General features: G+C 71.2%; 20 protein-coding genes. 9 read left to right on the top strand and 11 right to left on the bottom strand.

The genetic code is table 11. The features are described from left to right. Positions 1-45 precede the first annotated feature (45 nt). Together J5X86_RS14805 and J5X86_RS14800 are read right to left on the bottom strand one after the other, a co-directional pair. Positions 46-1,437, bottom strand: coding sequence for an amidase (locus J5X86_RS14805; protein ID WP_208517240.1), 1,392 nt, complete (start codon positions 1,435-1,437; stop codon positions 46-48). Beyond that, positions 1,424-1,633, bottom strand: a complete 210-nt coding sequence (locus J5X86_RS14800) for a hypothetical protein (protein ID WP_208517239.1) — start codon at positions 1,631-1,633, stop codon at positions 1,424-1,426. Before J5X86_RS14800 ends, J5X86_RS14805 begins: the two co-directional genes overlap by 14 nt. A 161-nt stretch (positions 1,634-1,794) precedes the next feature. Between J5X86_RS14800 and J5X86_RS14795 the strand changes: the two genes are divergently transcribed. Next, positions 1,795-3,081 (top strand): MFS transporter, encoded by a 1,287-nt coding sequence (locus J5X86_RS14795; RefSeq protein WP_208517238.1) that lies wholly within the window; start codon positions 1,795-1,797, stop codon positions 3,079-3,081. A gap of 21 nt (positions 3,082-3,102) precedes the next feature. Continuing rightward, positions 3,103-4,008 carry an MBL fold metallo-hydrolase gene (locus J5X86_RS14790; RefSeq protein WP_208517237.1) on the top strand — a complete coding sequence of 302 codons (906 nt, stop codon included), beginning with the start codon at positions 3,103-3,105 and terminating at the stop codon, positions 4,006-4,008. A gap of 45 nt (positions 4,009-4,053) precedes the next feature. Here the strand turns inward: J5X86_RS14790 and J5X86_RS14785 are convergent, their stop codons facing one another. From J5X86_RS14785 to glyA, 5 genes are read right to left on the bottom strand one after another with little or no spacing between them, the layout of a single operon-like run. Beyond that, entirely contained in the window at positions 4,054-4,734 is a 681-nt protein-coding gene (locus J5X86_RS14785) for a sarcosine oxidase subunit gamma (RefSeq protein WP_208517236.1), read from the bottom strand. Then, on the bottom strand, positions 4,727-7,648 hold the full coding sequence (locus J5X86_RS14780) for a sarcosine oxidase subunit alpha family protein (protein ID WP_208517234.1): 2,922 nt from the start codon (positions 7,646-7,648) through the stop codon (positions 4,727-4,729). The genes J5X86_RS14785 and J5X86_RS14780 overlap by 8 nt, the downstream gene beginning before the upstream one ends. After that, positions 7,645-7,971, bottom strand: coding sequence for a sarcosine oxidase subunit delta (locus tag J5X86_RS14775; RefSeq protein ID WP_208517233.1), 327 nt, complete (start codon positions 7,969-7,971; stop codon positions 7,645-7,647). Before J5X86_RS14775 ends, J5X86_RS14780 begins: the two co-directional genes overlap by 4 nt. Before the next feature lie 10 nt (positions 7,972-7,981). After that, positions 7,982-9,202 (bottom strand): sarcosine oxidase subunit beta family protein, encoded by a 1,221-nt coding sequence (locus tag J5X86_RS14770; RefSeq protein ID WP_208517232.1) that lies wholly within the window; start codon positions 9,200-9,202, stop codon positions 7,982-7,984. Next, on the bottom strand, positions 9,199-10,548 hold the full coding sequence (gene glyA / locus J5X86_RS14765) for a serine hydroxymethyltransferase (RefSeq protein WP_208517230.1): 1,350 nt from the start codon (positions 10,546-10,548) through the stop codon (positions 9,199-9,201). Before glyA ends, J5X86_RS14770 begins: the two co-directional genes overlap by 4 nt. Positions 10,549-10,654: 106 nt before the next feature. On the opposite strand from glyA, the gene J5X86_RS14760 reads away from it, so the two are divergent. Further along, positions 10,655-11,323: a GntR family transcriptional regulator gene (locus tag J5X86_RS14760; protein ID WP_014059074.1), complete on the top strand. Its 669-nt coding sequence runs from the start codon at positions 10,655-10,657 to the stop codon at positions 11,321-11,323. Between the two features lie 141 nt (positions 11,324-11,464). Here the strand turns inward: J5X86_RS14760 and J5X86_RS14755 are convergent, their stop codons facing one another. Further along, a complete protein-coding gene (locus tag J5X86_RS14755; RefSeq protein WP_208517228.1) occupies positions 11,465-13,702 on the bottom strand; it encodes an MMPL family transporter in 2,238 nt (745 codons plus the stop codon). Between the two features lie 243 nt (positions 13,703-13,945). On the opposite strand from J5X86_RS14755, the gene J5X86_RS14750 reads away from it, so the two are divergent. The 4 genes from J5X86_RS14750 (at position 13,946) to J5X86_RS14735 (ending at position 19,118) form a co-directional block, all read left to right on the top strand. After that, positions 13,946-14,704 (top strand): TetR/AcrR family transcriptional regulator, encoded by a 759-nt coding sequence (locus tag J5X86_RS14750; RefSeq protein ID WP_208517227.1) that lies wholly within the window; start codon positions 13,946-13,948, stop codon positions 14,702-14,704. Positions 14,705-14,930: 226 nt separating this feature from the next. Beyond that, the gene (locus J5X86_RS14745; protein WP_208517226.1) at positions 14,931-15,962 is read left to right on the top strand and encodes a chitinase; all 1,032 of its coding nucleotides are present in this window, start codon (positions 14,931-14,933) and stop codon (positions 15,960-15,962) included. A gap of 15 nt (positions 15,963-15,977) precedes the next feature. After that, complete coding sequence (locus J5X86_RS14740) at positions 15,978-17,744, top strand: coagulation factor 5/8 type domain-containing protein (RefSeq protein ID WP_208517225.1); 1,767 nt, start codon at positions 15,978-15,980, stop codon at positions 17,742-17,744. 153 nt (positions 17,745-17,897) lie between these two features. Beyond that, positions 17,898-19,118, top strand: coding sequence for a glycoside hydrolase family 88 protein (locus tag J5X86_RS14735; protein WP_208517224.1), 1,221 nt, complete (start codon positions 17,898-17,900; stop codon positions 19,116-19,118). Positions 19,119-19,184: 66 nt separating this feature from the next. Here the strand turns inward: J5X86_RS14735 and J5X86_RS14730 are convergent, their stop codons facing one another. Beyond that, complete coding sequence (locus J5X86_RS14730; RefSeq protein WP_208517223.1) at positions 19,185-19,751, bottom strand: TetR/AcrR family transcriptional regulator; 567 nt, start codon at positions 19,749-19,751, stop codon at positions 19,185-19,187. An 85-nt stretch (positions 19,752-19,836) separates the two neighbouring features. Here J5X86_RS14730 and J5X86_RS14725 point away from each other — a divergent pair, with 85 nt between their 5' ends. After that, positions 19,837-20,760, top strand: a complete 924-nt coding sequence (locus J5X86_RS14725) for an SDR family oxidoreductase (protein WP_208517222.1) — start codon at positions 19,837-19,839, stop codon at positions 20,758-20,760. Positions 20,761-20,911: 151 nt separating this feature from the next. Then, positions 20,912-22,789: a propionyl-CoA synthetase gene (locus J5X86_RS14720; RefSeq protein WP_208517220.1), complete on the top strand. Its 1,878-nt coding sequence runs from the start codon at positions 20,912-20,914 to the stop codon at positions 22,787-22,789. A gap of 176 nt (positions 22,790-22,965) precedes the next feature. Here the strand turns inward: J5X86_RS14720 and J5X86_RS14715 are convergent, their stop codons facing one another. After that, on the bottom strand, positions 22,966-23,724 hold the full coding sequence (locus J5X86_RS14715) for an SDR family NAD(P)-dependent oxidoreductase (protein ID WP_208517218.1): 759 nt from the start codon (positions 23,722-23,724) through the stop codon (positions 22,966-22,968). 153 nt (positions 23,725-23,877) lie between these two features. Next, positions 23,878-24,780 carry an AraC family transcriptional regulator gene (locus J5X86_RS14710; protein WP_208517217.1) on the bottom strand — a complete coding sequence of 301 codons (903 nt, stop codon included), beginning with the start codon at positions 24,778-24,780 and terminating at the stop codon, positions 23,878-23,880. Positions 24,781-24,821: the final 41 nt, after the last annotated feature.

Below are 24,821 nucleotides of genomic sequence, written 5' to 3'. Positions count from 1 at the left end.
GCTTCTAGACAGTGGTGCGCCCCGGCCGTGCACCCCAGGCCGTCGTCAGGCCGCCGGCGCCAGAGCGCGGCTCGGCTGGGACTGTTCGTAGGCGTGGCCGACCCGCAGGAGCACGTTCTCCCCGAGGGGCCGTCCCAGCAGTTGCATGCCGATCGGCAGGCCCGCCGCGTCGTGGCCGACCGGGACGGACAGCGACGGCACTCCCGTGAGGTTGGCGGGGGCCGAGAGGCGTACGTAGGCGTCGGAGACGGCTTCGACGGTGCCGTCCGGCCAGGTGATCGTCTCCTGGTCGGCCTTCGCCGCGGTCGCCGGGACCGTCGGGGCGGCGATGACGTCGACGTCCGCCAGCACGCGCGCCCACTCCTGGCGCATCAGCGTCCGGGAGCGCTGGGCGCGCAGATAGTCCCCGGCGGGCATCAGTTCGCCGGCTTCGAGCAGGGTGCGCACGTCCACCTGGTACAGCTCGGGCACCGCGCGCAGGGTGCGCTCGTGGTAGGCGGTCGCCTCCGGCACCATCAGGCCCCACTGAGTGGCCTGGATATAGCGGGTCATGGGGATCTCGACCTCGACCAGGCGTGCGCCGAGGGCCTGAAGCCGGTCGACGGCCTGCCGGACCGCGGCTTCCACCTCCGTATCGACGTGCTCGAAGTAGTAGTTGCGCGGCACGCCCACGCGCAGTCCGGTCAGGTCCTCGCCCGCGCCGGGCCGGTAGTCCTGCGCGGGGGCGGCCAGGGAGGCGGGGTCGCGGGGGTCGTGTCCGGCCAGGGCCGCCAGGACCAGGGCCTGATCCTGGACGGTGCGGGTCAGGGGCCCGACGTGGTCCAGCGACCAGGACAGGGAGGTGACGCCGTGGCGGGGGACGAGGCCGTAGGTCGGCTTCAGGCCGACGACCCCGTTGAGCGCGGCGGGGACGCGGATGGATCCGCCGGTGTCGGTGCCCAGCGCGAAGGCCGCGGCGCCCGCGGCGACGGCGACGGCGGATCCGCCGCTGGAGCCGCCGGCGACCCGGCCGGTGTCCCAGGCGTTGCGGGTCTGCGGGGTGGTGAGCCCGTAGGCGAACTCATGGGTGTGGGTCTTGCCGACCAGGACCGCGCCGGCCGCGCCGAGGCGGGCGGCGACCGTGCTGTCCGCCTGCGCGCGGTGGTCGGCGCGGACCCGGGAGCTGGCGGTGGTGGCCACGCCGGCGACGTCGATCAGGTCCTTCAGCCCCATGGGGATGCCGTGCAGCGGGCCGCGCGAGCGGCCGGCCGCGATGTCGTCCGCGGCCTTGCGTGCCGCGTGGCGCGCCTGCTCGGCGGTCACCGTGGCGTAGGCGTTCAGGTGGGGTTCCAGCCGCTCGACGCGTTCCAGGACGGAGTCCACCAGCTCGACCGGGGACAGCCGCCCGGCCCGGATCGCGTCGGCGGCCGCGGTGAGGGACAGTTCATACGGCTGCATCGTGCTGCTCCTCTCGCGCATGGTAGGCGGGGGCGGGCGGGGTGTCGCCGAAGTCGAGTTCGCGCAGGACGGCGACGACCGAGTGGATGTGATTGGCGGTGGCCGCCGCCGCGGCGTGGCGTTCGGGCGGCAGTGGGAGCCCGGCCCGGGCGGCCCAGCGGGCCGCTTCCGGAGGGGTGAGTTCAGCAGCGGACATGGTGTCTCCCTCGTGGGCCGGAGAGGCGGAGCGACCCCCGGGAGAAGTGACCCCGGCGATCCCCGGCAACCCCGAAACAAAAGCTAACGGTTTGCTTTAGCTGACTGTAGGACCTACAGTCCCTTAAAGCAAATGCATCGCTTTTAGTGGGAAGGAGTCCCATGCCCAGCGCCACCTCCGGCGCCCCCACGCAGTGCCCCTACGCCGCCGTCCCCGTCCGCGAGGCCACGGCGAACCGCACCGCGCCCCTCCGCGAGACCACGGCCAACCGCATCGCGCCCCTCGTCCTCTACGCGTCGGTCCTCACGACCCTCCTGGCCGCGTCCAGCGCCCCCACCCCGCTGTACCCGCTCTACCAGGACCAGTGGGGCCTGTCGGCGCTCACCATCACGGTGATCTTCAGCGCCTACTCCCTGACTCTGCTGCTGGCCCTGCTCGCCGTCGGAGCCCTCTCCGACCACCTGGGACGGCGGCCCGTCCTGGTGGGCGCGCTGGTCCTGGAGGCCGTGTCCATGGTGCTGCTGGCCACGGCGGACGGCGCCGGACCGCTGATCGCCGCCCGGGTCCTGCAAGGAGCGGCCACCGGCGCGGCCACCAGCGCCTCGGGCGCGGCGCTCCTCGACCTCGATGACCCGCTGCGCCCCGGCCGATCGGCCCTGACCAACAGCATCACCCCGGTGGCCGGCATGGCCGGCGGCGTGCTCGTCTCGACCCTCCTCATCCCCCTCTCCCCCGCCCCCACGGTCACCGTCTACCTGCTGCTGGCCGTGCTGTTCGTGGCGCAGGCGGCCGCGGTCACCTTCACCGCGGAGACGGGGCACCAGCGCCCCGGCGCGCTGCGGTCACTGCTCCCGCGGCTCGGTGTCCCGCCGTCGGCCCGCCGCGCGCTGCTGACCGTGGGCACGGGTGTCGTCGCGGTCTGGGCGCTCGGCGGTCTCTACTCCTCACTGGGGCCCGCGCTCGTACGCCTCGTGGCCCCCGGCACTCCCCGTACGGCGGGCGGAATGGTGTTCTTCACCGTCAGCGCCGCCGCCGCGCTCACCGTATGGACACTGCGGCGCACGGCGCCGACCGCCGCCGCCACCGGCGGCTGCCTGGCCGTCATCCCCTCCGCCGCTCTGAGCCTGGGCGCTCTGCACGGCGCCGGACCGCTCGCCCTGTTCGGCGGCGCGGCCCTGGCGGGCATCGCCTTCGGCGCCGTCTCCCAGGGGGCGCTGCGGATGATGCTCGGTTCGCTCGACGAGCAGGACCGGGCCACCACAGTGGCCGCCTACTACGTCCTGAGCTATCTGGCGATGAGCCTGCCCGCCATCGCCGCGGGCGCCGCCACCCAGCACTACGGGCTCCGCACCGCCTCCTACGCCTACGCCACCGGCGCCGCTGTCCTCGCCGCCGCGGCGGTGGCGGCACTCACCGCGTCACGGCGCCAGATCAAGCCCGCCCGCTAGAGATCAAGGAAACGACGGACCATGCACACAGCGCACAGCATCGACATCCCCTTCTGGACCGTGGGCGACATCACCGTCCACCGCATCGACGAGGTGCTCCTGCCGCCGCAGACCGGGCCGTGGCTGCTGCCCGACGCCACCACGGACGTGGTCAGGCGAGAGGACTGGCTGCGCCCGGACTTCGCCGACCAGGAGGGCATCCTGCGCATCGACAGCCACAGCTTCGCCTTCGAGGTGGGCGGGCTGAAGGTGCTCGTCGACACCGGCATCGGCAACGGCAAGACACGGGCCAACCCCGCCTGGCACGATCTGCACACCGACTACCTGGAGCGTCTGGGCGCCGCCGGATTCCCCCCGGAATCCATCGACTTGGTGATCCTCACGCATCTGCACACCGACCACGTCGGCTGGAACACCCACGAGGTGGACGGCGCATGGCTGCCCACCTTCCCCCATGCCCGCTACCTCACCTCCCGCGCCGAACGGGACTTCTGGGCGGGCTACGACATGGACGAACCGCGCGCGCAGATGTTCCGTGACTCCGTGACCCCGATCGAGGAAGCGGGACTGCTCGACCTGGTCGACGTCCTGGCCGAGGGCACCGAGGTCGCCCCCGGGCTGCGGCTGATCCCCACGCCCGGCCACACCCCGGGCCATATCGCCCTCCAGCTCACCAGCCGTGACCGGACGGCGCTGATCACCGGCGACTGCATCCACCACCCCGTCCAGCTCGCCCACCCCACCATCGGCTCATGCGTCGACATCGCCCCCGAGCAGTCCGAGGCCACCCGCCGCGAACTCCTCGGCTCCCTCGCCGGTACGGACACGCTCCTGCTCGGCACCCACTTCCCGCCGCCCACCGCCGGCCGTGTGATCACCCACGAGAACACCTACCGGCTCTCGCCCGTACACCCGGATGCGCGGTGACACCACAACGGTGGTGACCGAGTACATCGAACGCGGCCCACCCCATCAGGGCAGCTCCGGGCCGCGGTACTCGCTCATCGCGTCAATGAGCCAGCGCGCCAGATAGTCGGCGAACGAGGACCGAGGGAACAGCCGGTACGTCGGGGCGCCGTCGACCTGCCAGAGCAGCGCCGGGACGGGCCCCACCGTGGTCGACACCGCGTGGCCGGGGCCGAAGGCCCGGGGGTGCAGGTCCAGCGGGCAGCCCTTCTCCAGCACCTGCCGAGCGGCCGGGCCGCTCAGCTCCAGCGTGGTGCGGTTCGCCGAAACGTCGACGACCGAGCCCGGATCCGCTCCGAGTGCCGCCCGCAACTCGGCGGCCACGGCGGTCCCATCGGTCCCATCGGACCCATCGGACCCGTCGGCCCGGGACAGCACGAGCCATTCGTCGGGTCCGAGCCAGAGAACCGTGTGGCAACCCGAGGCGGTGGTGTGGCCGCACTGCCGCGGAAGTGGCGCCCCCAGGGACTTCTCGATGCGGTCGGCCGCTTCGGAGGCGGGGTCGACGCGCAGGTTCACCATGGTGCTGAACGGCCACTCGGTCAGCGTGACTCCACGCGGGCCGGTGACGGTGGCGGTGTGCATCCGCTCCGCCACATGTGCCAGGGGGCTGGTGCGCAGCGCCACCGGGCCCGCGCTTGCGCCTGCGTCTGCCCCTGCGCCTGCGGCGTTCGTCGGCTCAGCCATCTCGCCTGGTCCCTTCGGGGTCGTAGAGGACGGTGTCGGCCACCAGGACGGGCACCAGGTCCTCGCCCACCGGGGCGAGGAGGGTCTCGCCGATCCGTGCCCGCCCGTCGGCGACGAGCGCGAGGGCGAAGGGGCGGCCGAGGGCCGGGCTGTGGTAGCTGGAGGTGACATGGCCGAGCATCGGCACCGGCTCGGCCTCAGGGCTGATGGGCACGTTCGGCGCGATGAGCTGCGTGCCCTCGGGCAGCCGGGTCCTGCGATCGCTCGGCAGCAGCCCGACCAACTGCTTGCGGTCGGTGCGGGAGGTGTCGGCGCGGGAGTACGAGCGGTTGCCGATGAAGTCCTTGCGCTTGGAGACCACCCAGGACATGCCCGCGTCCTGTGGGGTGACGGTGCCGTCGGTGTCCTGGCCGACGATGATGTACCCCTTCTCGGCCCGTAGGACGTGCATGGTCTCGGTGCCGTACGGGGTGATGTCGTACGGCCGGCCGATCGCGTACACCTCCTCCCAGACCGCCGGGCCGTACCACGCGGATACGTTGATCTCGTAGGCGAGTTCGCCGGAGAAGGAGATGCGGCAGATACGGGCGGGGATGCCGGAGGCCAGGGTGGTCTCGCGGAAGGCCATGAACGGGAAGGTCTCGTTCGACAGGTCGATCTCGGGGGCGAGATGGGCCACGACCTCGCGCGACTGGGGGCCGACGACCGCGATCGTCGCCCACTGCTCGGTCACCGAGGTGCAGTGGACATCGAGCTCGGGCCATTCGGTCTGCAGCCACTCCTCCAGCCAGTCCAGGACGGCGGCGGCGCCGCCGGTCGTGGTGGTCGTGAAGTAGCGGTTCTCCTCGAGGCGCAGCGTCACACCGTCGTCGAAGATCATCCCGTCGGGCTTGCACATCACGCCGTAGCGGGCCATGCCGGGCTTCAGCTTCTTGAAGGCGTTGGTGTAGATGCGGTTGAGGAACTCACCCGCGTCCGCGCCCCAGATCTCGATCTTGCCGAGGGTGGAGGCGTCCATGAACGCCACCCCCTCACGGGCCACGCGGCACTCGCGGGCCACGGCCGTGTCCATGTCCTCACCGGGCCGGGGGTAGTACCGGGGACGCTTCCACTGCCCGACGTCCTCGAACACCGCCCCGTGGGCGAGGTGCCAGGGGTGGATGGAGGTCGTGCGCTCCGGATCGAACAGCTCGCCACGCTCACGCCCGGCCAGGGCGGCGAAGGCCACCGGCGTGTACGGCGCCCGGTAGCCCGTGGTGCCGATCTGCCCGGGTGACGCGCCCGCGCCGAGGGCCTCGGCGATCACGCCGATCGCGTTGACGTTGGAGGTCTTGCCCTGGTCACCCGCCGTGCCGAGCGAGGTGTAGCGCTTGATGTGTTCGACATTGCGCATACCGGCGCCGGTGGACCGCCAGACGTCGGCGACGGTGACATCGCGCTGCAGGTCGACGAAGTGGGTGTCCCAGGTGGCGGGTTCGCCCTCGGGACCGGGGCCGGGGCCGGGGCCGGGTGCGGGCACCAGCCACAGTGCGCGCACCGGGCCCGCCGCGGCCCGGGGCCGCGCATCGCCGGACGGCGGTTCGGGCGCGGCCACCGGGAACCCGGCGTCCGTCGCGGCCCGCGCACCGGCCCGCGCCCCTTCGGCGAGACAGCCGTCGAGGTCGTACGTCCCCCGGGCCGCGCCGACGATGTGCTGGTCCCGTACGGTGCCGTCGGGGACGAAGGCGACCAGGTCCTCGTCCCAGCGCAGCGTGCCCTGGCGCTGGCTGTGCAGGTGCACCACCGGGCTCCAGCCGCCCGAGACGGCCAGCAGGTCGCAGTCGAACGACTCGGCCTCACCGGTGAGTTGGCCCTCGGCGTCCAGGGCCTGGACGGTGACACCGGTGAGCCGGTTCCCGCCCGCGGTGTCGACCACCACACTGCCCGTCAGCACCCGCACCCCGCTCGCCACGGCGGCCCGGCGGGACAGCTCGGGCCGCGCGTCCACGACGGCGGCGATGTCGATCCCGGCGGCGTGGAGATCGGCCACCGTGTCATAGGCGCTGTCATTCGTCGTGCCCACCACCGCCCGCGAACCCGGCGCCACCGCATACCGGTTGAGGTACGAGCGCACGGCCCCGGCGAGCATCACCCCGGGCCGGTCGTTGCCCGCGAAGACCAGCGGACGCTCGTGGGCGCCGGTGGCCAGGACCACCTGGCGGGCCCGGATATGCCACAGCCGCTGCCGCGAGACGCCTGCGGACGGCTCGGGGGCGTCGGCGCCGAGGTGGTCGGTGCGCCGCTCCAGGGCCAGTACGTAGTTGTCGTCGTAACTGCCGAACGCCGTGGTGCGCCGCAGGACGACGGCCTCGGGGGCGGCGTCGAGGGCCGCGCGCACTTCGGCGACCCACTCCAGCGCGGTCTGCCCGCCGACCCTCTCGGTGTGCCCGGAGAGCAGCGAACCGCCGGGCTCGGGCTGGTCGTCGAGGAGGATCACCCGGGCGCCGGAGCCCGCGGCAGCGGCGGCGGCCGCGAGCCCGGCCGGTCCGGCTCCGACGACCAGAACATCGGTGTGGACGTATTTCTTGTCGTAACCGGCGGGGTCGGGACTCGGGTCGAGCCGCCCCATCCCGGACAGCGTCGTGGCGGACAGCCCGTCGTACAGCTCTGCCGTCGTGGCGGGCAGCATGCCCTCGGAGCAGGGGCCGTCGATCTGCAACAGGGCGTTGGGCTCCTCAGGACCCGCGGCGACGATGCCGCGCAGTCGGCCGCGGTAGATCGACGGAGCGGCCTCGACGCGCCCGTTCGCCAGCATCGCCGAGGCGACGGTGTCTCCGGGGTGCCCGGTCATCTCCCGGCCGTCGACGGTGAAGCGCAGCACGGTGCCGCGGTCGACGCGGCCTCCGTGCGGGAGGCGGAATCGCTGGTCGGTCATCGGTTGCCTCCGGCCGGTTCGGCGGGCTGGTGGATATCCGCCCGGCCGGGCAGTTCGGGACGGGGCTCGTCGAGTCGGTAGGCGGCCAGCACGTCGTAACTCACGGTGTCGCGCAGGACGTTGAACCAGCGGCGGCAGCCGGTGCCGTGCATCCACCGCTCGGCGAAGGGTCCCTTGGGGTTGTCGCGGTAGAAGACGTACGCGGCCCACTCCTCGTCGGTGAGGTCCGCGGGGTTCCCGGGGTAGGGGACGTGGGCCTGTCCCCCGTAGTGGTACTCGGTCTCGTCGCGAGGACCGCACCATGGGCAACTGATCAGCAGCACGATGTCCTCCTCAGTGGGCCACGGCCGCGGCGCCGTGTTCGTCGATCAACGCGCCCGTCGTAAAGCGTTCGAGGGCGAAGGGGGCGTTCAGCGGATGCGGCTCGCCGGTGGCGATGGTGTGGGCGAAGGTCCAGCCGGCGGCCGGGGTGGCCTTGAACCCGCCGGTGCCCCAGCCGCAGTTGACGTAGAGGTTCTCGACGGGGGTGGTACCGATGATCGGGGAGGCGTCCGGTGTGACATCGACGATGCCGCCCCAGGTCCGCAGCACATGCGCGCGGGCGAAGACGGGGAACAGCTCGACGGCGGCGGCCATCTGCCGCTCGATCACGTGGAACGAACCGCGCTGCCCATAGCCGTTGTAGGCGTCGACGCCCGCGCCCATCACCAGCTCGCCCTTGTGTGCCTGCGAGACGTAGACATGCACGTGGTTGGACATCACCACGGTGGGGTGGACCGGTTCGTGCAGTTCGGAGACGAGCGCCTGGAGCGGATGGGACTGCACCGGCAGCCGGACACCGGCCCGCTCGGCCAACACGCTGCTGTGCCCGGCGGCCGCGAGACCGACCCGGCCGGCGAGGATGCGGCCGCGGCTGGTCTCGACGCCCATCACCCGGTCGCCGTCCTTGAGGAAGCCGGTGACCTCGCACCCCTGGATCAGATCCACGCCCATCTCGTCCGCCCGGCGGGCCAGCGCCCAGGCGACGTGGTCGTGCTTGGCGATACCGGCCCGCGGCTGGAAGGTGGCGCCGAGGACCGGATACCGGGTGCGGGGCGAGACGTTGAGGATGGGGCAGACCTTGGCGACCTCGTCCGGCTCCAGCCACTGGGCGTCGACTCCGTTGAGGCGGTTGGCGCCCACCCGGCGCACGCCCTCGCGGACGTCCTGGAGGGTGTGTGCGAGGTTGAGGACGCCGCGCTGGCTGAACAGGAAGTCGTAGTCCAGCTCCTCCGGGAGCCGCTCCCACAGCCCCAGCGCGTGCTCGTACATCGCCGCGCTCTCGTCCCACAGGTAGTTCGAGCGGATGATCGTGGTGTTGCGTGCCATGTTGCCACCGGCCAGCCAGCCCTTCTCCAGGACGGCGACATTGGTGATGCCGTGGTTCCGGGCGAGGTAGTAGGCGGTGGCCAGGCCGTGGCCTCCCGCGCCGACGATGACGACGTCGTACGAGGAGCGCGGCTCGGGGGTGCGCCAGAGGAAGTCCGGATGCTCCGGCAGCGGCGTGGCGGTCATGCCGCGTCTCCGTTCGGGCGGGGCGGGTGGGGCGGGTGGGGCGGGTGGGGCAGCCGGGGATAGAGGGGGAACGCGGTGGCGAGCTTTTCGACCCGGTCACGCAGCAGGCCGGTGCGCTCGTCGCCGAGCCGCTCGTCCATCAGTGCCTGCGCGATGATGTCGGCGACCTCCCGGAACTCCACCGTGCCGAAGCCCCGGGTGGCCAGGGCCGGGGTGCCGATCCGCAGCCCGGAGGAGACCATCGGCGGACGGGGGTCGAACGGCACCGCGTTGCGGTTGACGGTGATGCCGACGCGGTGCAGCCGGTCCTCGGCCTGCTGCCCGTCGAGCGCGGAGGCGCGCAGATCGACCAGGACCAGATGGACCTCGGTGCCGCCGGTCAGCACCGTGATCCCGGCCTCGGCCACATCGTCGGCCAGCAGCCGTCCGGCGAGGATGCGGGCGCCGTCCAGGGTGCGCCGCTGGCGCTCCGCGAACTCCTCGCCCGCCGCCACCTTGAAGGCCACCGCTTTGGCCGCGATGACATGCTCCAGCGGGCCGCCCTGCTGCCCCGGGAAGACCGCGGAATTGATCTTCTTGGCCAGGTCGGCACGGCTGAGGATCACCCCGCCGCGCGGGCCGCCGAGGGTCTTGTGCGTGGTGGTCGTCACGACATCGGCGTACGGCACCGGGCTCGGGTGGAGGCCCGCGGCCACCAGCCCGGCGAAGTGCGCCATGTCCACCATCAGATACGCGCCCACCTCGTCGGCGATCCGCCGGAACGCGGCGAAGTCCAGCCGGCGGGGGTAGGCCGACCAGCCGGCGACGATCATCTTGGGCCGGTGGGCGAGCGCGAGCCGCTCGACCTCGTCCATGTCGATGCGCAGATCGGATTCGCGCACGTGGTACGGCACGACCTTGTACAGTTTGCCGGAGTAGTTGACGCGCATGCCGTGGGTCAGATGCCCGCCGTGCGCGAGGTCGAGGCCGAGGATCGTGTCGCCGGGCCGCAGCAACGCGAACATCGCGGCCGCGTTGGCCTGGGCGCCCGAGTGCGGCTGCACGTTCGCGGCCTCGGCGCCGAAGAGTTCCGTCACCCGGGCGATGGCCAACCGCTCGATGACGTCGACGTGTTCACAGCCGCCGTAGTAGCGGCGGCCCGGGTAGCCCTCGGCGTACTTGTTGGTCAGGACCGAACCCTGGGCCTCCATGACGGCGGCCGGGGCGAAGTTCTCCGAAGCGATCATCTCGAGGGTCGACCGCTGCCGGTGCAGCTCGGCGTCGACCGCGGCGGCGACCTCCGGGTCGAGCTCGCTGAGCGGGACGGAGAGAGGGGTGGTGACCTCGGTGGGCGGGTTCGCTGCCATGTGCGCACCATCCTGGGAGGCGAACTACTGGACCACTGATCGGCAACTGATATATCAGCCTGTGCGGTAAGGTATGGGAGCTCGCCGGACAGGTCAAGGGGGCCTCATGCGGAACGTGGCGACCGAGCCCGGGGACGGCGAGGAGCTCTCCCTCGCCGAGCGCGCCTACCGCGCCATCCGGGACCGTCTGGTCATGCTCGAGATCCGCCCGGGCGCGCCGATCAACGAGGACCAGTTGGCACAGTCCCTCGGCGTCGGGCGGACGCCGGTGCGCGAAGCGCTCAAGCGGCTCCAGTACGAGCGCCTCATCACCACCTACCCCCGGCGCGGCACCTTCGCCACCGAGGTCAACATCACCGACCTGGCCTATATCTCGGAGGTACGCCAGGAGCTGGAGCCCCTGGCCGCCGCCCGGGCCGCGCGGCGCGCCACCGCCACCGACCGTGCGACGCTGACGGCCCTACGGCGGGAGCTGGAGAGCGTGGATCCGCGCGGGCACGCCGCCGCCGACCTCATGCACCTGGACCTTCAGGTCCACCGCGCCATCTACGCGGCCACGCACAACCCGTACTTGGAGGACACCCTCGTCCGCCACGACAATCTGGCCACGCGCATCTGGTGCCTGTTCATCGACCGCCTGTCCGACGTGGCCGGCCATGTCGAAGAGCACGGACCGCTGATCGACGCGATCGTCGCCGGTGACCCCGACAAGGCGGCACAGCTCGCCGGCAACCACGTCGAGGGCTTCGAACGGGCCATCCGCGCGGCCATCTGAGACGCCAACCTCCCGACCTGGGGCGGGAGTTGCCCCCGATCAGTTCTCCCCGGTCAGTGCGCGGCGCCGCGCTGCTCGTCAACGCCCGTGCCCGCCTCCCGTGGGGTGGAGGCGGGCACAGCGGGGCGCGGTCGCGCGACGTCAGACGCGCGTCGAGTGCTCCGCGTACGGCGGCTCCGCCGCGGACCCCGGCGCCGCCACGGGCGCGGGGCCGCCTTCGCTGAGGCCGAACCGTCCGTGGATCTTGCGGAGGAAGCCGGGCGCGTACCAGGCCGAGCGGCCCAGCAGGCGCATCGCGGCGGGGACGAGGACACCGCGTACGGCGACGGCGTCGATGAGGATGGCCAGCCCGCTGCCCAGGCCGAACATCTGCATGAAGCTGATCTTGGAGGTGCCGAAGGCGAAGAAGCTCACCGCGAGCAGGCAGGCCGCCGCGGTGACGATGCGTCCCGTGTGCCCAAGACCGTTGGCCACGGCGGACTCGTTGTCCTCGCCCAGGTCGTGGAGTTCCTTGATCCGGCTGGTGACGAACACCTCGTAGTCCATCGAGAGGCCGAAGGCGATGCAGAACATCAGCACGGTCATCGACACCTCCATGGGCTGCGCCGAGAAGCCGAGCAGGGAGGAGAAGTGCCCGTCCTGGAAGATCCATGTCATGACGCCGAGGGTCGCTCCCAGGCTGATCACGTTGAGGGCCAGGGCACGCAGCGGCTGCACGACACTGCCGGTGAACAGGAAGAGCAGGACGAAGGTGGTGAGGGCGACCAGGGCCACGGCGATCGGGAGCCGGCCGCTGATGGAGTCCTTGGAATCGACCAGTTCGGCGTCGACCCCGCCCACCAGGGGCTGCGATCCGCCGGGCGGGGTGACCGCCCGCACCTCGTCGACCAGGCTCTGGGCCTCGTCCGACCGGGGTGGCAAGGAGCTCACCACACTGATCCGCTGCGCGTCGGGGCGGCCGAGGACGGCGTTGCCGGGGCCGGCCGCCGTGGAGCCTCCCTCGGCGTAGGTTCCCGCACTGGTCTCGACGCGGACGACGCCCTCAAGGCGGGACAGTTGGGCCGCGTACGCGGCCAACGGGGCCTTGTTCAGGGGCTGGTCGATGACGACGTGGAGGGCCGCGTCGTCGCTGCCGTTGAAGTTCTCCCGCAGTGCCGCGGCGACCTGGCGGCTCTCGGCGCCCTCGGGCAGGACACGTTCGTCCGGTGTGCCGAAGGTGATCCCCAGCAGTGGGCTCGCCGCCAGCAGCAGGACCGCGAGCACGGGCAGCGCGGTGAGCGCGGGCCGCCGCATGACGGTGCGGGCCAGCCGCCCCCACAGGGATGCCCGAGCGCCGGTGTGCCCCGGCTTCGCCCACGGCAGCCGCCCGCTGTTGACCCGGTGCCCCAGGACGACGAACAGGGCCGGCATCACGAACAGGGTGCCGATGGCCGCGAGAGCGACCACACCGACCCCCGCATAGCCGAACGAGCGCAGGAAGTACTGCGGGAACACCAGGAGCGCCGCGAGCGCGGCGGCCACGGTCGCGGCCGAGAACGCGACGGTGCGGCCCGCGGTGTCGACCGTCTGCCGGACGGCGTCGTCCACGCCCGCCCCCGCCGCGAGCTGCTCCCGGAAGCGGCTGATCATCAGCAGGGCGTAGTCGATGCCCAGTCCGAGGCCCAGGGCCGTGGTGAGGTTGGTGGCGGAGACGGAGACGTCGGTGACGCTGCCGAGGAAGGAGAGCTGGGCGAACGAGCCCATGATGGCGATGAGGGCGATGGCCAGCGGCAGCAGGGCCGCGACCACGCTGCCGAAGACGAACAGGAGCAGCACGAGGGTCAGTGGTACGGCGATGGTCTCGGCCAGGACGAGATCGTCGACCACCTGTTGCGACATGTCGCCGCCCACGGCGGCGCCGCCTCCGGCCTGCACGGTGAGCGCGTTCTTGTATGGCCCGCTGTAGGCGTCGAGGATGTCCCGGGCGTTTTCCTGCTGCTGTGTCTCGTCGCCCTTCACATGGGCGAGGACCATGGCCTCGCGGCCGTCCCGGGAGCGGAGGTCGGTGCTGCCCGTATCCCAGTACGAGACGATGTTCGCCAGGTTTTTCTCGTCCTTGAGGTCGGCCACCAGACTCCGGCCGCTCTGCCTGGCGGCCGGGGTGTCGATGCGGCCGTCGGTGGCACGGACCAGCAGGACCAGGTTGGTCTCGCCGCCGAACTTCTCGTCGATGACCTTCCCGGCGCGGGTGGACTGGGAGGCCGGGTCGTCGAAGCCGCCCCCCAGCAACTTGGTGAACGCGCCGGATCCCGCGGCGCCCATGAGGGCCACCGCCACGACGGCGACGACGAGTACCAGCCGGGACCGGCGAATCGCCAGTTCGGCTATGCGTTCAAACACGCACGATCTCCTTTATGTCCTTGCGGTGAAAAGCGACGTGAAGCAGCCCGGTGGCATGAGGGGGCCGGCGCGGTGCCGCGCGGAGGCTCCTCGCCCGTCAGAACCACGTGCGGGGTCGGTTTCGCACTCTTCGTCGCCGCAACGACGTTAAGTGAGGAGGTCCGGTCTTTGGCAGTGTGAGATTTCCCTAACGGTGCTCAATTTTCCGATGACCCGCCGGAGTTGCCGTCATACGGTCGCCGCATGCCCGCAGACGAACGCACAACGGCCCCGCCCTCCCTGCGTCAGCGACGCCGGGCCGCCGCCACCCGGGAGATCCTGGACGCCGCCGAGCGCCATATCACCGAACACGGCCCCGCGGCCCTGTCCCTGCGCGCGATCGCCCGCAGCCTCGGAATGACCGTGCAGGCGCTCTACCACTACTTTCCGAGTCGGGAGGCCCTCGTCACCGAGCTCATCACCAAGACCTACGACGACCTGGCCGATGCCGTGCAGGCAGCGATCGACACCGCTGCGGACTACCCGGGCCTGCCACGCCTGGTGGTCGCGACCGAGGGCTACCGCCGTTGGGCCATCGCTCACCCCGAGCGGTTCCAGCTCCTCTACGGAACGCCCCTGCGGGACTACGCGGCACCCGTCGAGGGCCCGACCACCCAGGCGACGCGCCGGATGAGCGCGATCTTCGAGCGCGAGTTGTTCGGTGGGTTCACCACGGCGCAACTCGCCGCGGCCGACACCCCCGCGCTCTCGTCCTCGCTCCGGGCACTCCTGGAACAGGTGCGAGGGGAGGACCCGGATGCGCTGCCGCCGCCCGCGGACGCTCTCCTGCTGAGCGCGTGGGGACATATGCACGGCCTCGTCGTGCTGGAGGTGTTCGGGCACACCTCCTTCATCGGAGACCACCAGGCCGAGATCTTCCGCATGGCCATGCTGAGGTTGCTCGAGGACATCCACAGCCGGATCCCCGCATCCGTGGACACGCCACGTTCGGCCGACACCTGAGGTGTTCGCCGACGCGACGCGGCGCGCGAGTTCGCCCCTTGAAGGCACGTCACTTCATTGGTGCGGACCTATTGACGGGACGCGTTCAACTCCCGAAATATATGGGCCGAGAGTCCGGCCGTGACCTTCCGGCCGAAAACCGCATGTCGCGGGCTGCGGCGGCGCCTGTCCGACGGACATGCCCACTGCCGGGGCCCGTCCGCGTCTGAGGAAGGCATCCCCCCACATGAACCACCGCGAAGAATCCACCGCCCAGGACCGCGCGCAGCGCCGCCGCCGGCGGCGGACCGCCCTGGCCGTGGCCGCCGTGGCCGCCGTCGCGAGCACGACCGCGGTCGCCTGGGCCGAAAGCCCCGGCGAGGCCCCCACCTCGGCGTCCGCCGCACCCGCCGCCGTGGCCCCCTACCTGTACAACGGATGGGGCAACCCGCCGGACCCGGGCGAGGTGATGGACGCCACCGGCGTCAGCTGGTTCACCCTCGCCTTCGTCCTCGACTCGGGCAACTGCTCCCCGCAGTGGGACGGCAGCCGCCCGCTGACCGGCGGGGCCGACGAGCAGACCGTGAAGGCCATACGGGCCAAGGGCGGCGATGTCGTGCCGTCCTTCGGCGGCGCGAGCGGCGCCAAGCTGGAGCAGTCCTGTGCCGACGCGAAGGCCCTCGCCGGGGCCTACCAGAAGGTCATCGACGCCTACGGTCTCAAGGCCATCGACATCGACATCGAAGGCGACGCCTACAACGACCCGGCCGTCCAGCAGAAGACGATCGACGCCCTGAAGCAGGTGAAGGCCGACAACCCGGGGCTGCTCACCTACGTCACCTTCCCCAGCGATCAGAACGGCCCCGACGACAGCATGATCCGCCGGGCCGCCGAATCCGACTTCGAGGCCGATAGCTGGACCATCATGCCGTTCGACTTCGGCGGCGAGGGCCAGAACATGGGCGAGCTGACCAAACAGGCCACCGACGGTCTGAAGAACGCCGTCAAGGGCGCCTACGGCTACAGCGACGACGACGCGTACCGGCACAGCGGCCTGTCCTCGATGAACGGCATCACCGACGTCAACGAGACCGTCTCCACCGACGACTTCGAGACGATCCTGGACTACGCCTCCCAGCACCACCTGTCGCGGCTCTCCTTCTGGTCCGTCAACCGGGACCGCCCCTGCCCCGGCGCCTACCCGAACGACGACACCTGCTCCGGAGTCGCCCAGGAGCCCTGGCAGTTCACCGGAATATTCGCCCGGTACCAGGGCTGAGGGAGACACACCACCATGACGAACGACACCACCGGGCGCGGGCGTCGCGGACGCCGCCGTATCGCCGGCTGGACCGCCGCGTTCGCCGCGCTGGCCGGGGCCGCCGCGGCGGCGCTGACCGTACCGGCGGCGCACGGCGCGGACGCCGAACCGGACCTCGGTCCCAATGTGCAGATCTTCGACCCGTCCATGTCCGCCCAGGACATCCAGGGCAAGCTCGACTCGGTCTTCGGCGAGCAGGAGAAGAACCAGTTCGGCCAGGCCCGGCACGCCCTGCTGTTCAAGCCCGGCTCCTACGACGTCAAGGCCAACGTCGGCTTCTACACCCAGGTGGCGGGCCTGGGCCTGTCGCCCGACGACACCACCATCAACGGCCAGGTGCACGCCGAGGCCGACTGGTTCGACGGCAACGCCACGCAGAACTTCTGGCGCGACGCCGAGAACCTCGCCGTCAACCCGGATGGCGGCGCGGACCGCTGGGCCGTATCGCAGGCCGCCCCGTACCGCCGCATGCATCTGAAGGGCGATCTGCAGCTCGACGACGGCGGCTGGTCCAGCGGCGGTCTGCTGGCCGACACCAAGGTCGACGGGCAGGTGAAGTCCGGGTCGCAGCAGCAGTGGCTCTCCCGCAACACCGAATGGGGCAGCTGGACCGGCTCCAACTGGAACATGGTGTTCGTCGGCGCGCAGAACGCCCCGGCCGGGAACTTCCCCAACCCGCCGTACACGCGGGTCGACAAGACACCCGTGTCCCGTGAGAAGCCGTTCCTGTACGTCGACGACGACGGCGCGTACAAGGTGTTCGCGCCGGACGTGCGCAAGGACTCGACGGGCACGTCCTGGTCCTCCGGTGCGCCGAAGGGCACATCGATCCCGCTGGACGACTTCTTCATCGTGAAGCCGGGTGACACGGCCGAGGAGATGAACGCGGCGCTGGACGCGGGCAAGCACCTGCTCGTCACCCCGGGGGTCTACCACCTGGACGCGCCGCTGAAGGTGACCCGCCCCGACACCGTCGTGCTGGGCCTGGGGCTGGCCACGCTGATTCCCGACAACGGGGTCTCGGCGATGACGGTGGCCGACGTCGACGGCGTCAAGCTCGCGGGCCTGCTCATCGACGCGGGCACCGAGAACTCCGAGACGCTGATGGAGGTCGGCCCCAAGGGCTCGTCCGCGAGCCACGCCGACAACCCCACCTCGCTGCACGATGTGTTCTTCCGGGTCGGCGGCGCGGGCGTGGGCAAGGCGTCCACGAGCCTGGTGGTCAACAGCTCGAACGTGATCGGCGACCACACATGGATCTGGCGCGCCGACCACGGTGACGGCGTCGGCTGGGACTCCAACACGGCCGACCAGGGGCTCGTCGTCAACGGCGACGACGTGACCATGTACGGCCTGTTCGTGGAGCACTACCAGAAGCACCAGACCACCTGGAACGGCGAGGGTGGCCGCACGTACTTCTACCAGAACGAGATGCCCTACGACCCGCCCAACCAGGACGCCTGGATGAACGGCTCCACCAAGGGATACGCCGCCTACAAGGTGGCCGACTCGGTCAAGCGCCATGAGGCATGGGGCCTGGGCAGTTACTGCTTCTTCAACACCAACAAGTCCGTCACCGCCGAGCACGCCTTCGAGGTCCCCCAGACCCCGGATGTGAAATTCCACGACATGGTCACCGTCTCACTCGGCGGCACCGGCACGATCAACCATGTCATCAATGGCACGGGAGGCCCCTCGGATGCGGGCAGCAACGTCGCGAACGTGACCGAGTACCCCTGATCCCCCGGCTTCCCTGACGCACTCCACCAGCTCCACCAGCTCCACCAGTTCGCCTGTGGGGCGCGGGTACCTCGCCCGCGCCCCACAGGCGGCTGAGCACACGCACGGACCGCATGTCGTTGTCGGATTCCCCTTCGTGAAGGACGGGCACTGATGAGCGTTTCCCGGCGAGCCCTGCTGACCACCGCGGCCGGTACGGCGGTGGCGGCCACCTCGATCGCTCCCCCGGCGCAGGCCGCACAGAAGGTTCCCGGCCATGCCGCCACGCTCGGTGAGACGGCGGACTACGCGGTGGCGAAGCTGCGCGCGGTGGCACCGGGGGTGAGTGGCTTTCCGGTCGGTACGAAGTTCGAGAAGTGGACGTACTCCCAAAACGGCGACTGGGTCGGCGGGTTCTGGCCCGGCACCCTGTGGATGGCCTGGCTCCACAGCGGCGAGGAGCGGTTCCGTACCCTGGCCCTCGCCTCCGCGGAAAAGCTCGCCCCGCGCCAGAACGACACCGGCACCCACGACCTCGGATTCCTCTTCTACCCCTCGTGGGTCACCGCGTGGCGGCTCACCGGCGACGACACGTGGCGGACGGGCGCGATACGGGCGGCCTCCTCGCTGATCCGGCGGTACAACCCGCAGGGCCGTTTCATCCGGGCCTGGGGAGCGCTGAACGATCCGGCGAACGCGGGCCGGGTCATCATGGACACGATGATGAACCTCGATCTGCTGGCGTTCGCGAGCGGCCAGACCGGGGACGGCAAGTACCTCGACATCGCCGTGGAGCACGCGAGAACCACCCAGCGGAACTTCCTCCGCCCGAACGGGTCGACCCCGCATGTCTACGACTTCGACCCGGCCTCCGGCGCTCCCCTCGGCCCGGGCACCGTACAGGGCTACAGCCCGGCCTCCTGCTGGTCACGCGGGCAGGCATGGGGGATCTACGGATTCACCACGATCTACCGCCGGACCGGCGAGCGGGAATTCCTCACCACCGCACGGAAACTCGCCGACTTCGCCCTGGGCGCGCTGACCCCGGACCACGTGCCGGTGTGGGACTATCTCGCGCCGCAAGCGCCCCACGACATCAAGGACGCCTCCGCGGGGGCGGTCATGGCCTGCGGCCTGCTCGACCTGTCGCGGGCGACCGGCGAACCGCGCTACCGCGAGGAGGCGCTGAAGGTGCTCACCGCGCTGTCGGAGACCTGTCTGACCAGGAAGTCGACCCGCGCGGATGCGGTCGTGGCGCGCTGCACCCGCAATCGGCCGAGCGAGGACGGCATCGAGATCTCGCTTCCGTACGCCGACTACTACCTGCTCGAAGGCATCCTGCGGGTGCTGCGGCCCGACGACATCGACCGGGCCATCGACCTGTCCACGGTCTGACCCGGCCCCGGTCGCCGACCACCTCATCGCTCGCTCTCCAAGCCGCCGGGGCCGCCGGTGCGCCGCTCAGGCGCCCGCGGTCACGGCCTTGAGCTCGTCCAGCGATTCGCGCATCACCTGTGCCATCCCGCGTTCCTCGGACACCAGGACCCAGCGCTCGAAGCCGACCTTGAAGACGGCGAGGCCCGCCTCCGCGGCCAGGCTCGCGGCCGGCTCCGCGACCCCGCGTCGGCGCAGGGTGTCGGCGAGCGCGGCCGACAGCGAGGCGAGTTTGATCAGCTCGCGCTCCAGGAGTTCCGAGTTCGCCATGATCACGGCCTGGCGCTTGCGCGCGAACTCGCGGCGGTCCTCGAACACCTCGGAGACCGCGTCCAGGCCCACCCCCAGCGCGTCGATCGGCGCCGCGGACTCCGGGGCTTCGGCGACCGCCCGCACGAACAGTTCCTCCAGCTCGCCGGAGCCGGCGAACAGCACCTCGCGCTTGTCCGCGTAGTGCCGGAAGAAGGTCCGCTCCGTGAGCCCCGCCCGTCCGGCGATCTCCGCCACAGTGGTCTGCTCGTACCCGCGCTCGCTGTACAGCTCGAGCGCCGCTTGCGCCATGCGTCCCCGCGCGTCCGGCTGCCACCTACTCATGCGCGGATCTTACGCGATGACAGTCCATGACATCAGGTGTAGCGTTGATGACAGTAACTGACATCAACACGGTCTGGGGTTCCCCATGCGCATCTTTGTGACCGGCGCGTCCGGCTGGCTCGGCTCCGCCCTCGTTCCCGACCTCCTCGACGCGGGACACCAGGTCCTCGGGCTCGCCCGCTCCGACGCCTCCGCCGCCGCGCTCACCACGGCCGGGGCCGAGGTCGTCCGCGGCACCGTCGACGACCTCGACGTCCTGCGGGACGCGGCCATCGCCTCGGACGGGGTGATCCACCTCGCCTTCAAGCACGACATCGCCTTCACCGGCGACTTCCAGGGCGCCGCCGAGGCCGACCGCCGCGCCGTCGACACCTTCGGCGACGCGCTGGCCGACACCGACCGCCCCTTCGTCCTCGCCGGCGGCCTGGCCGGCCTCGCGCCCGGACGGGTGGCGACCGAGCGGACCACCCCCACGATCGACGGTTCGCCGACCTCGATCCGATCGGCCACCGCCCAGGCGGTGCTCGCCCTCGCCGCACGCGGCGTGCGTTCCTCCGTGGTGCGGCTCGCCCCGACCTGCCACGGCGAAGGAGACCCGGGCTTCATGGCGGTTCTGGTCGCCACTGCCCGGGCCAAGGGCGTCTCCGGCTATATCGGCGACGGCGCCAACCGCTGGCCGGCCGTCCACCGGCTCGACGCCGCACGGCTGTTCCGCCTGGCGGTCGAGAAGGCCCCGGCGGGATCGGTGCTGCACGGCACCGCGGAGGAGGGCGTCACCATCCGCGACATCGCCGAGGTGATCGGCCGCCATCTCGACGTCCCGGTCGCCTCCGTGGCCCCCGAGGCCGCGGCCGAGCACTTCACCTGGCTGGGCGCCTTCCTCGGCACCGACGCCCCGGCGACGAACACCCTGACCCGCGAACTGCTCGACTGGCAGCCGACCCGCCCCGGCCTCCTCGAGGACCTCGACAAGGGCCACTACTTCCACACCCCCGCCGCCACCGCCTGACAAACGGCTCGGACGCCCCCGGCGAGGAATTCCGGAGCCCCGCATCAGACGGCGCCACGTGAAGGCATCACACTGACGGGGCTGGCCGCCGTCCGGTCGATGGGCCACACTGCTCACAGTTTTCCAAGGCCGAGCGATGCAAGGGGCGCTGATGGGCGCGTACGACGAGACTTACCACCGCAGCCTCGAGGATGTCGAAGGGTTCTGGCTGGACGCGGCGGCGGCGATCGACTGGACCCGGCCACCGACCCAGGCCCTGGACGACTCCCGTGCGCCGCTCCTGCGGTGGTTCCCCGACGGTGAACTCAACACCTCGTACAACGCGTTGGACCGCCACGTCGAGAACGGCCACGGCGACCGGACCGCGCTGATCTACGACTCCCCGGTGACCGGTGCGGTACGGCGCTTCAGCTACGCCGAGCTCCGTGACGAGGTCGCGCTCTTCGCCGGGGCGCTGCGCTCGCTGGGTGTCGCCAAGGGCGACCGGGTCATCGTCTACATGCCGATGGTGCCCGAGGCGGTCATCGCCATGCTGGCCTGCGCCAGGATCGGCGCGGTGCACTCGGTGGTCTTCGGCGGCTTCGCGCCCAAGGAGTTGGCCGCCCGTATCGAGGACGCCGAACCGGCCGTGATCGTCGCGGCGTCCTGCGGGATCGAGCCGACGCGGGTCGTGGAGTACCAGCCCATCGTCGAGGCGGCGCTCGGCCTGACCACCCATCAGCCGGACAAGGTCGTCATCCTGCAGCGCGACCGGGCGCGAGCGGAGCTCGGCGGGCGTTACGTGGACTGGGCGGAGCTCGTCGCCCGCGCCGAGCCGGTCGGCCCGGTCCCGGTGGCGGCGACCGACCCGCTGTATGTGCTGTACACCTCCGGTACCACCGGCAGGCCGAAGGGCGTCGTCCGTGACAACGGCGGCCATGCGGTGGCGCTGGCGTGGTCGATGGCTTCGATCTATGACATCGGGCCGGGCGACGTCTGGTGGACCGCGTCCGACGTCGGCTGGGTGGTCGGTCACTCCTACATCGTCTACGCGCCGCTGCTGATCGGTGCGACCACCGTGCTGTACGAGGGCAAGCCGGTGGGCACCCCGGATGCGGGCGCGTTCTGGCGGGTGATCAGCGACCACGGGGTGAAGGCGCTGTTCACCGCTCCCACGGCGTTGCGGGCGATCAAAAGGCTCGACTCGGAGGCCGCCGAGCTGAAGAAGTACGACCTGTCGTCGTTCCGCACCCTCTTCATGGCCGGGGAGCGGCTCGACCCCGAGACCTACCGCTGGGCGCACCGCCACCTCGGCACACCGGTCATCGACCATTGGTGGCAGACCGAGACCGGCTGGGCGATCGCGGCGAACCTCCACGGACTGGAGCCGATGCCGGTCAAGCCCGGGTCGGCCACGGTTCCGGTGCCCGGCTGGGATGTGCGCGTCCTGGACCAGGGCGGTACCGAACTTCCCGCTGGCCAGGAGGGCGTGATCGCGATCCGGCTTCCGCTGCCGCCCGGCGCGCTTCCCACGCTGTGGGGTGACGACCAGCGGTTCATCGAGGCGTATCTGTCCCAGTACGAGGGCTACTACCTGACCGGTGACTCCGGGTACCGCGACGCGGACGGCTATCTGTTCGTCATGGGCCGCACCGACGACGTGATCAACGTCGCGGGGCACCGATTGTCCACCGGCGCGATGGAAGCGGTGCTCGCGGCGCACCCGGCCGTCGCCGAGTGTGCGGTGATCGGGGTGCACGAAGAGCTCAAGGGCCAGTTGCCCCGGGGCTTCGTGGTGCTCAAGGCGGGCGCCGAGATCAGCGACGAAGACCTCCGCGAGGAGCTGGTCGCGGCGGTACGCCGGGAGATCGGCCCGGTCGCCGCGTTCCGGGCCGTCTCGGTCGTGGAGGCGCTGCCCAAGACCCGGTCGGGAAAGATCCTGCGCAAGACGATGCGCGGAATCGCCGACGGGCGCGACGAACCGGTGCCGTCGACGATCGAGGACCCGTCGGTGCTGGACGCGCTGCGGCCCGTACTGCGCCCTGAGTGAGCGTCCCTCCTCGGCAGCGGTGGTGGACCGCCGCCGGGGCGCACGGTCGCTCCGGCACGGCATCGATGGAGGCCATCGTCGGCTGCGTCCGGCGACACGCCCGCCGCCGTGCCGGGGCCGTCCGCCAGGGCACGGTCGGCGCCGCCCTGCCCCGCGTATGGTCGGCCGGACGGGCCTCAGAGGTTCTGTCCGCCGGAGACTTCGATGTCCTGGGCGGTGATCCAGCGGCCTTCCTCGGCGACCAGGGTGGCGACCACCATGCCGATGTCGTCGGGTTCACCGATCCGCCCGAGCGCGAAGGTGCGCGCCAGGTCCGGGATGATCTCCGGGTGCCGTTCGAAGGCATCGTCGGCGAAGCGGGTGCGGGTGGCGCCGGGAGCGACGGAGTTGACGCGGATGCCCCGGGTGCTGAACTCCTTGGCCATGTACCGGGTCAGTACGGTCATGGCACCCTTCAACGACGCGTAGACGGAGTACCCGGGTGCCGTCACGGCCGGCCGTGTGGAGTTGCTGGTGGTGTTGACGATCGCCCCGCCGTCGGCCATCAGCGGCAGCAGCGCCTGGGTGAGGAAGAACGGCCCCTTGAACAGGCCACGGGTGAGCGTGTCGAAGGACTCCTCGGTGGTGTCCTCGATCATCGAATGCCCCGCGAAGCCCGCGTTGTTGACGAGGTGGTCGAAGGTGTCGCGCTGCCAGGTGGTGCGCAGCGCCTCGGCCACGGCGTCGCGGAACGCGGGAAAGCCAGCCGTGTCGCCGATGTCCAGAGGCAGTGCCACCGCGGTGCCGCCCCGCTTCTCGATCTCGGTGACGGCGTCCTGGGCGCCCTGCTGGTTGGAGCTGTAGGTGAGGATGACCCCGGCGCCCCGTTCGGCGATCCGGATCGCCGCACTGCGGCCGATACCGGAGCTGGCGCCCGTGACCACGGCTACCTTCATGATGTGCCTCCTGCGCACGCGGTGGAGCATGCGACCTCCACGCGGAATGTGACACTCCCAGGTAAGCGGTCGGCGTCACACCGGCGAAAGAAAGATCCTCCCGCGTCCTTGCCCAATCCTGCCGCGCTGGTGCGGGGGCCTACGCCCTACGCGCTACGGCAGAGCGGCGGCCCGGGCGCGTCCGGAAGGGCTCAGGTGGCCGGCGTCCTGGCTGGGCGGGGTGCCGAACTGCCGGCGGTACTCGCGGCTGAACTGCGACGGGCTCTCATAGCCGACGAGGAGGCCGACACCGGTGACGTCGGCGGATCGTGTCGTCAGCATCAGCCGCGCTTCCTGCAGGCGGATGCGCTTCTGGAACTGGATGGGGCTCATCGCCGTCACCGTCCGGAAGTTGCGGTGGAAGGCGGAGACGCTCATCCCGGTGAGCCGGGCCAGATCCTCGACCCGGAACGGCTCGGCGTAGTGCTCCCGGATCCAGCGCACCGCTCGCGCGATGTGGTTGAGGCTGCTGTCGGCGAGGCCGAGCTGGCGCACGATCTCACCCTGGTCACCGGTGATCAGCCGCCACAGGATCTCGCGCTTGACCAGCGGGGCGAGCACCGCCTGGTCGCGGGGCCGGTCCAGCAGACGCAGCAGCCGGATCACCGCGTCGAGCAGCTCCGCCGGGGCGTCGCTGACGGCGATGGCCGAGCGCGGCCCGCCCGGGATGCGCCGAGCGTCATCGGGTCCGGCCAGCAGCAGATCGGCGACGGCGGAGGGCTCCAGAGTCAGCCCGAACCCGAGGGCGGGCTCCTCCGGACTGGCCTCGGTGAAATTCCCGGTGATCGGCAGGTCCACCGACGCGACGAGGTACTGGCCGGCCCGGTACTCGTACACCCGCTCGCCCAGCGCCAGCCGCTTGGTCCCCTGGGCGATCACGGCCAGCACCGTGCCGGACGTCGTCGGCGTGGGCGGGTAGGGGCTCTCGAACTTCGATACGCGGACACCCTCGATATCGGTGCTCCAGTCCGGCCGCGCATGCCGGTCCAGCAGGTCGCGGAATTCGTCTAGGCGCATACGACGATTGCAGCACAGCACCTCCGGCGTCCGCGGCGGCG

Origin of the sequence: Streptomyces sp. NEAU-YJ-81, assembly GCF_017592595.1 — a bacterium.
Taxonomy (GTDB): domain Bacteria; phylum Actinomycetota; class Actinomycetes; order Streptomycetales; family Streptomycetaceae; genus Streptomyces; species Streptomyces hygroscopicus_B.
This window is presented reverse-complemented; position numbering and strand designations above follow the sequence as displayed.

Excerpts from the sequence above, each read along its gene's own strand:
- J5X86_RS14805 (WP_208517240.1), bottom strand. The coding sequence starts at position 1,437 with ATGCAGCCGTATGAACTGTCCCTCACCGCGGCCGCCGACGCGATCCGG.
- J5X86_RS14800 (WP_208517239.1), bottom strand. The coding sequence starts at position 1,633 with ATGTCCGCTGCTGAACTCACCCCTCCGGAAGCGGCCCGCTGGGCCGCC.
- J5X86_RS14795 (WP_208517238.1), top strand. The coding sequence starts at position 1,795 with ATGCCCAGCGCCACCTCCGGCGCCCCCACGCAGTGCCCCTACGCCGCC.
- J5X86_RS14790 (WP_208517237.1), top strand. The coding sequence starts at position 3,103 with ATGCACACAGCGCACAGCATCGACATCCCCTTCTGGACCGTGGGCGAC.
- J5X86_RS14785 (WP_208517236.1), bottom strand. The coding sequence starts at position 4,734 with ATGGCTGAGCCGACGAACGCCGCAGGCGCAGGGGCAGACGCAGGCGCA.
- J5X86_RS14780 (WP_208517234.1), bottom strand. The coding sequence starts at position 7,648 with ATGACCGACCAGCGATTCCGCCTCCCGCACGGAGGCCGCGTCGACCGC.
- J5X86_RS14770 (WP_208517232.1), bottom strand. The coding sequence starts at position 9,202 with ATGACCGCCACGCCGCTGCCGGAGCATCCGGACTTCCTCTGGCGCACC.
- glyA (WP_208517230.1), bottom strand. The coding sequence starts at position 10,548 with ATGGCAGCGAACCCGCCCACCGAGGTCACCACCCCTCTCTCCGTCCCG.
- J5X86_RS14760 (WP_014059074.1), top strand. The coding sequence starts at position 10,655 with ATGCGGAACGTGGCGACCGAGCCCGGGGACGGCGAGGAGCTCTCCCTC.
- J5X86_RS14750 (WP_208517227.1), top strand. The coding sequence starts at position 13,946 with ATGCCCGCAGACGAACGCACAACGGCCCCGCCCTCCCTGCGTCAGCGA.
- J5X86_RS14745 (WP_208517226.1), top strand. The coding sequence starts at position 14,931 with ATGAACCACCGCGAAGAATCCACCGCCCAGGACCGCGCGCAGCGCCGC.
- J5X86_RS14740 (WP_208517225.1), top strand. The coding sequence starts at position 15,978 with ATGACGAACGACACCACCGGGCGCGGGCGTCGCGGACGCCGCCGTATC.
- J5X86_RS14735 (WP_208517224.1), top strand. The coding sequence starts at position 17,898 with ATGAGCGTTTCCCGGCGAGCCCTGCTGACCACCGCGGCCGGTACGGCG.
- J5X86_RS14730 (WP_208517223.1), bottom strand. The coding sequence starts at position 19,751 with ATGAGTAGGTGGCAGCCGGACGCGCGGGGACGCATGGCGCAAGCGGCG.
- J5X86_RS14725 (WP_208517222.1), top strand. The coding sequence starts at position 19,837 with ATGCGCATCTTTGTGACCGGCGCGTCCGGCTGGCTCGGCTCCGCCCTC.
- J5X86_RS14720 (WP_208517220.1), top strand. The coding sequence starts at position 20,912 with ATGGGCGCGTACGACGAGACTTACCACCGCAGCCTCGAGGATGTCGAA.
- J5X86_RS14715 (WP_208517218.1), bottom strand. The coding sequence starts at position 23,724 with ATGAAGGTAGCCGTGGTCACGGGCGCCAGCTCCGGTATCGGCCGCAGT.
- J5X86_RS14710 (WP_208517217.1), bottom strand. The coding sequence starts at position 24,780 with ATGCGCCTAGACGAATTCCGCGACCTGCTGGACCGGCATGCGCGGCCG.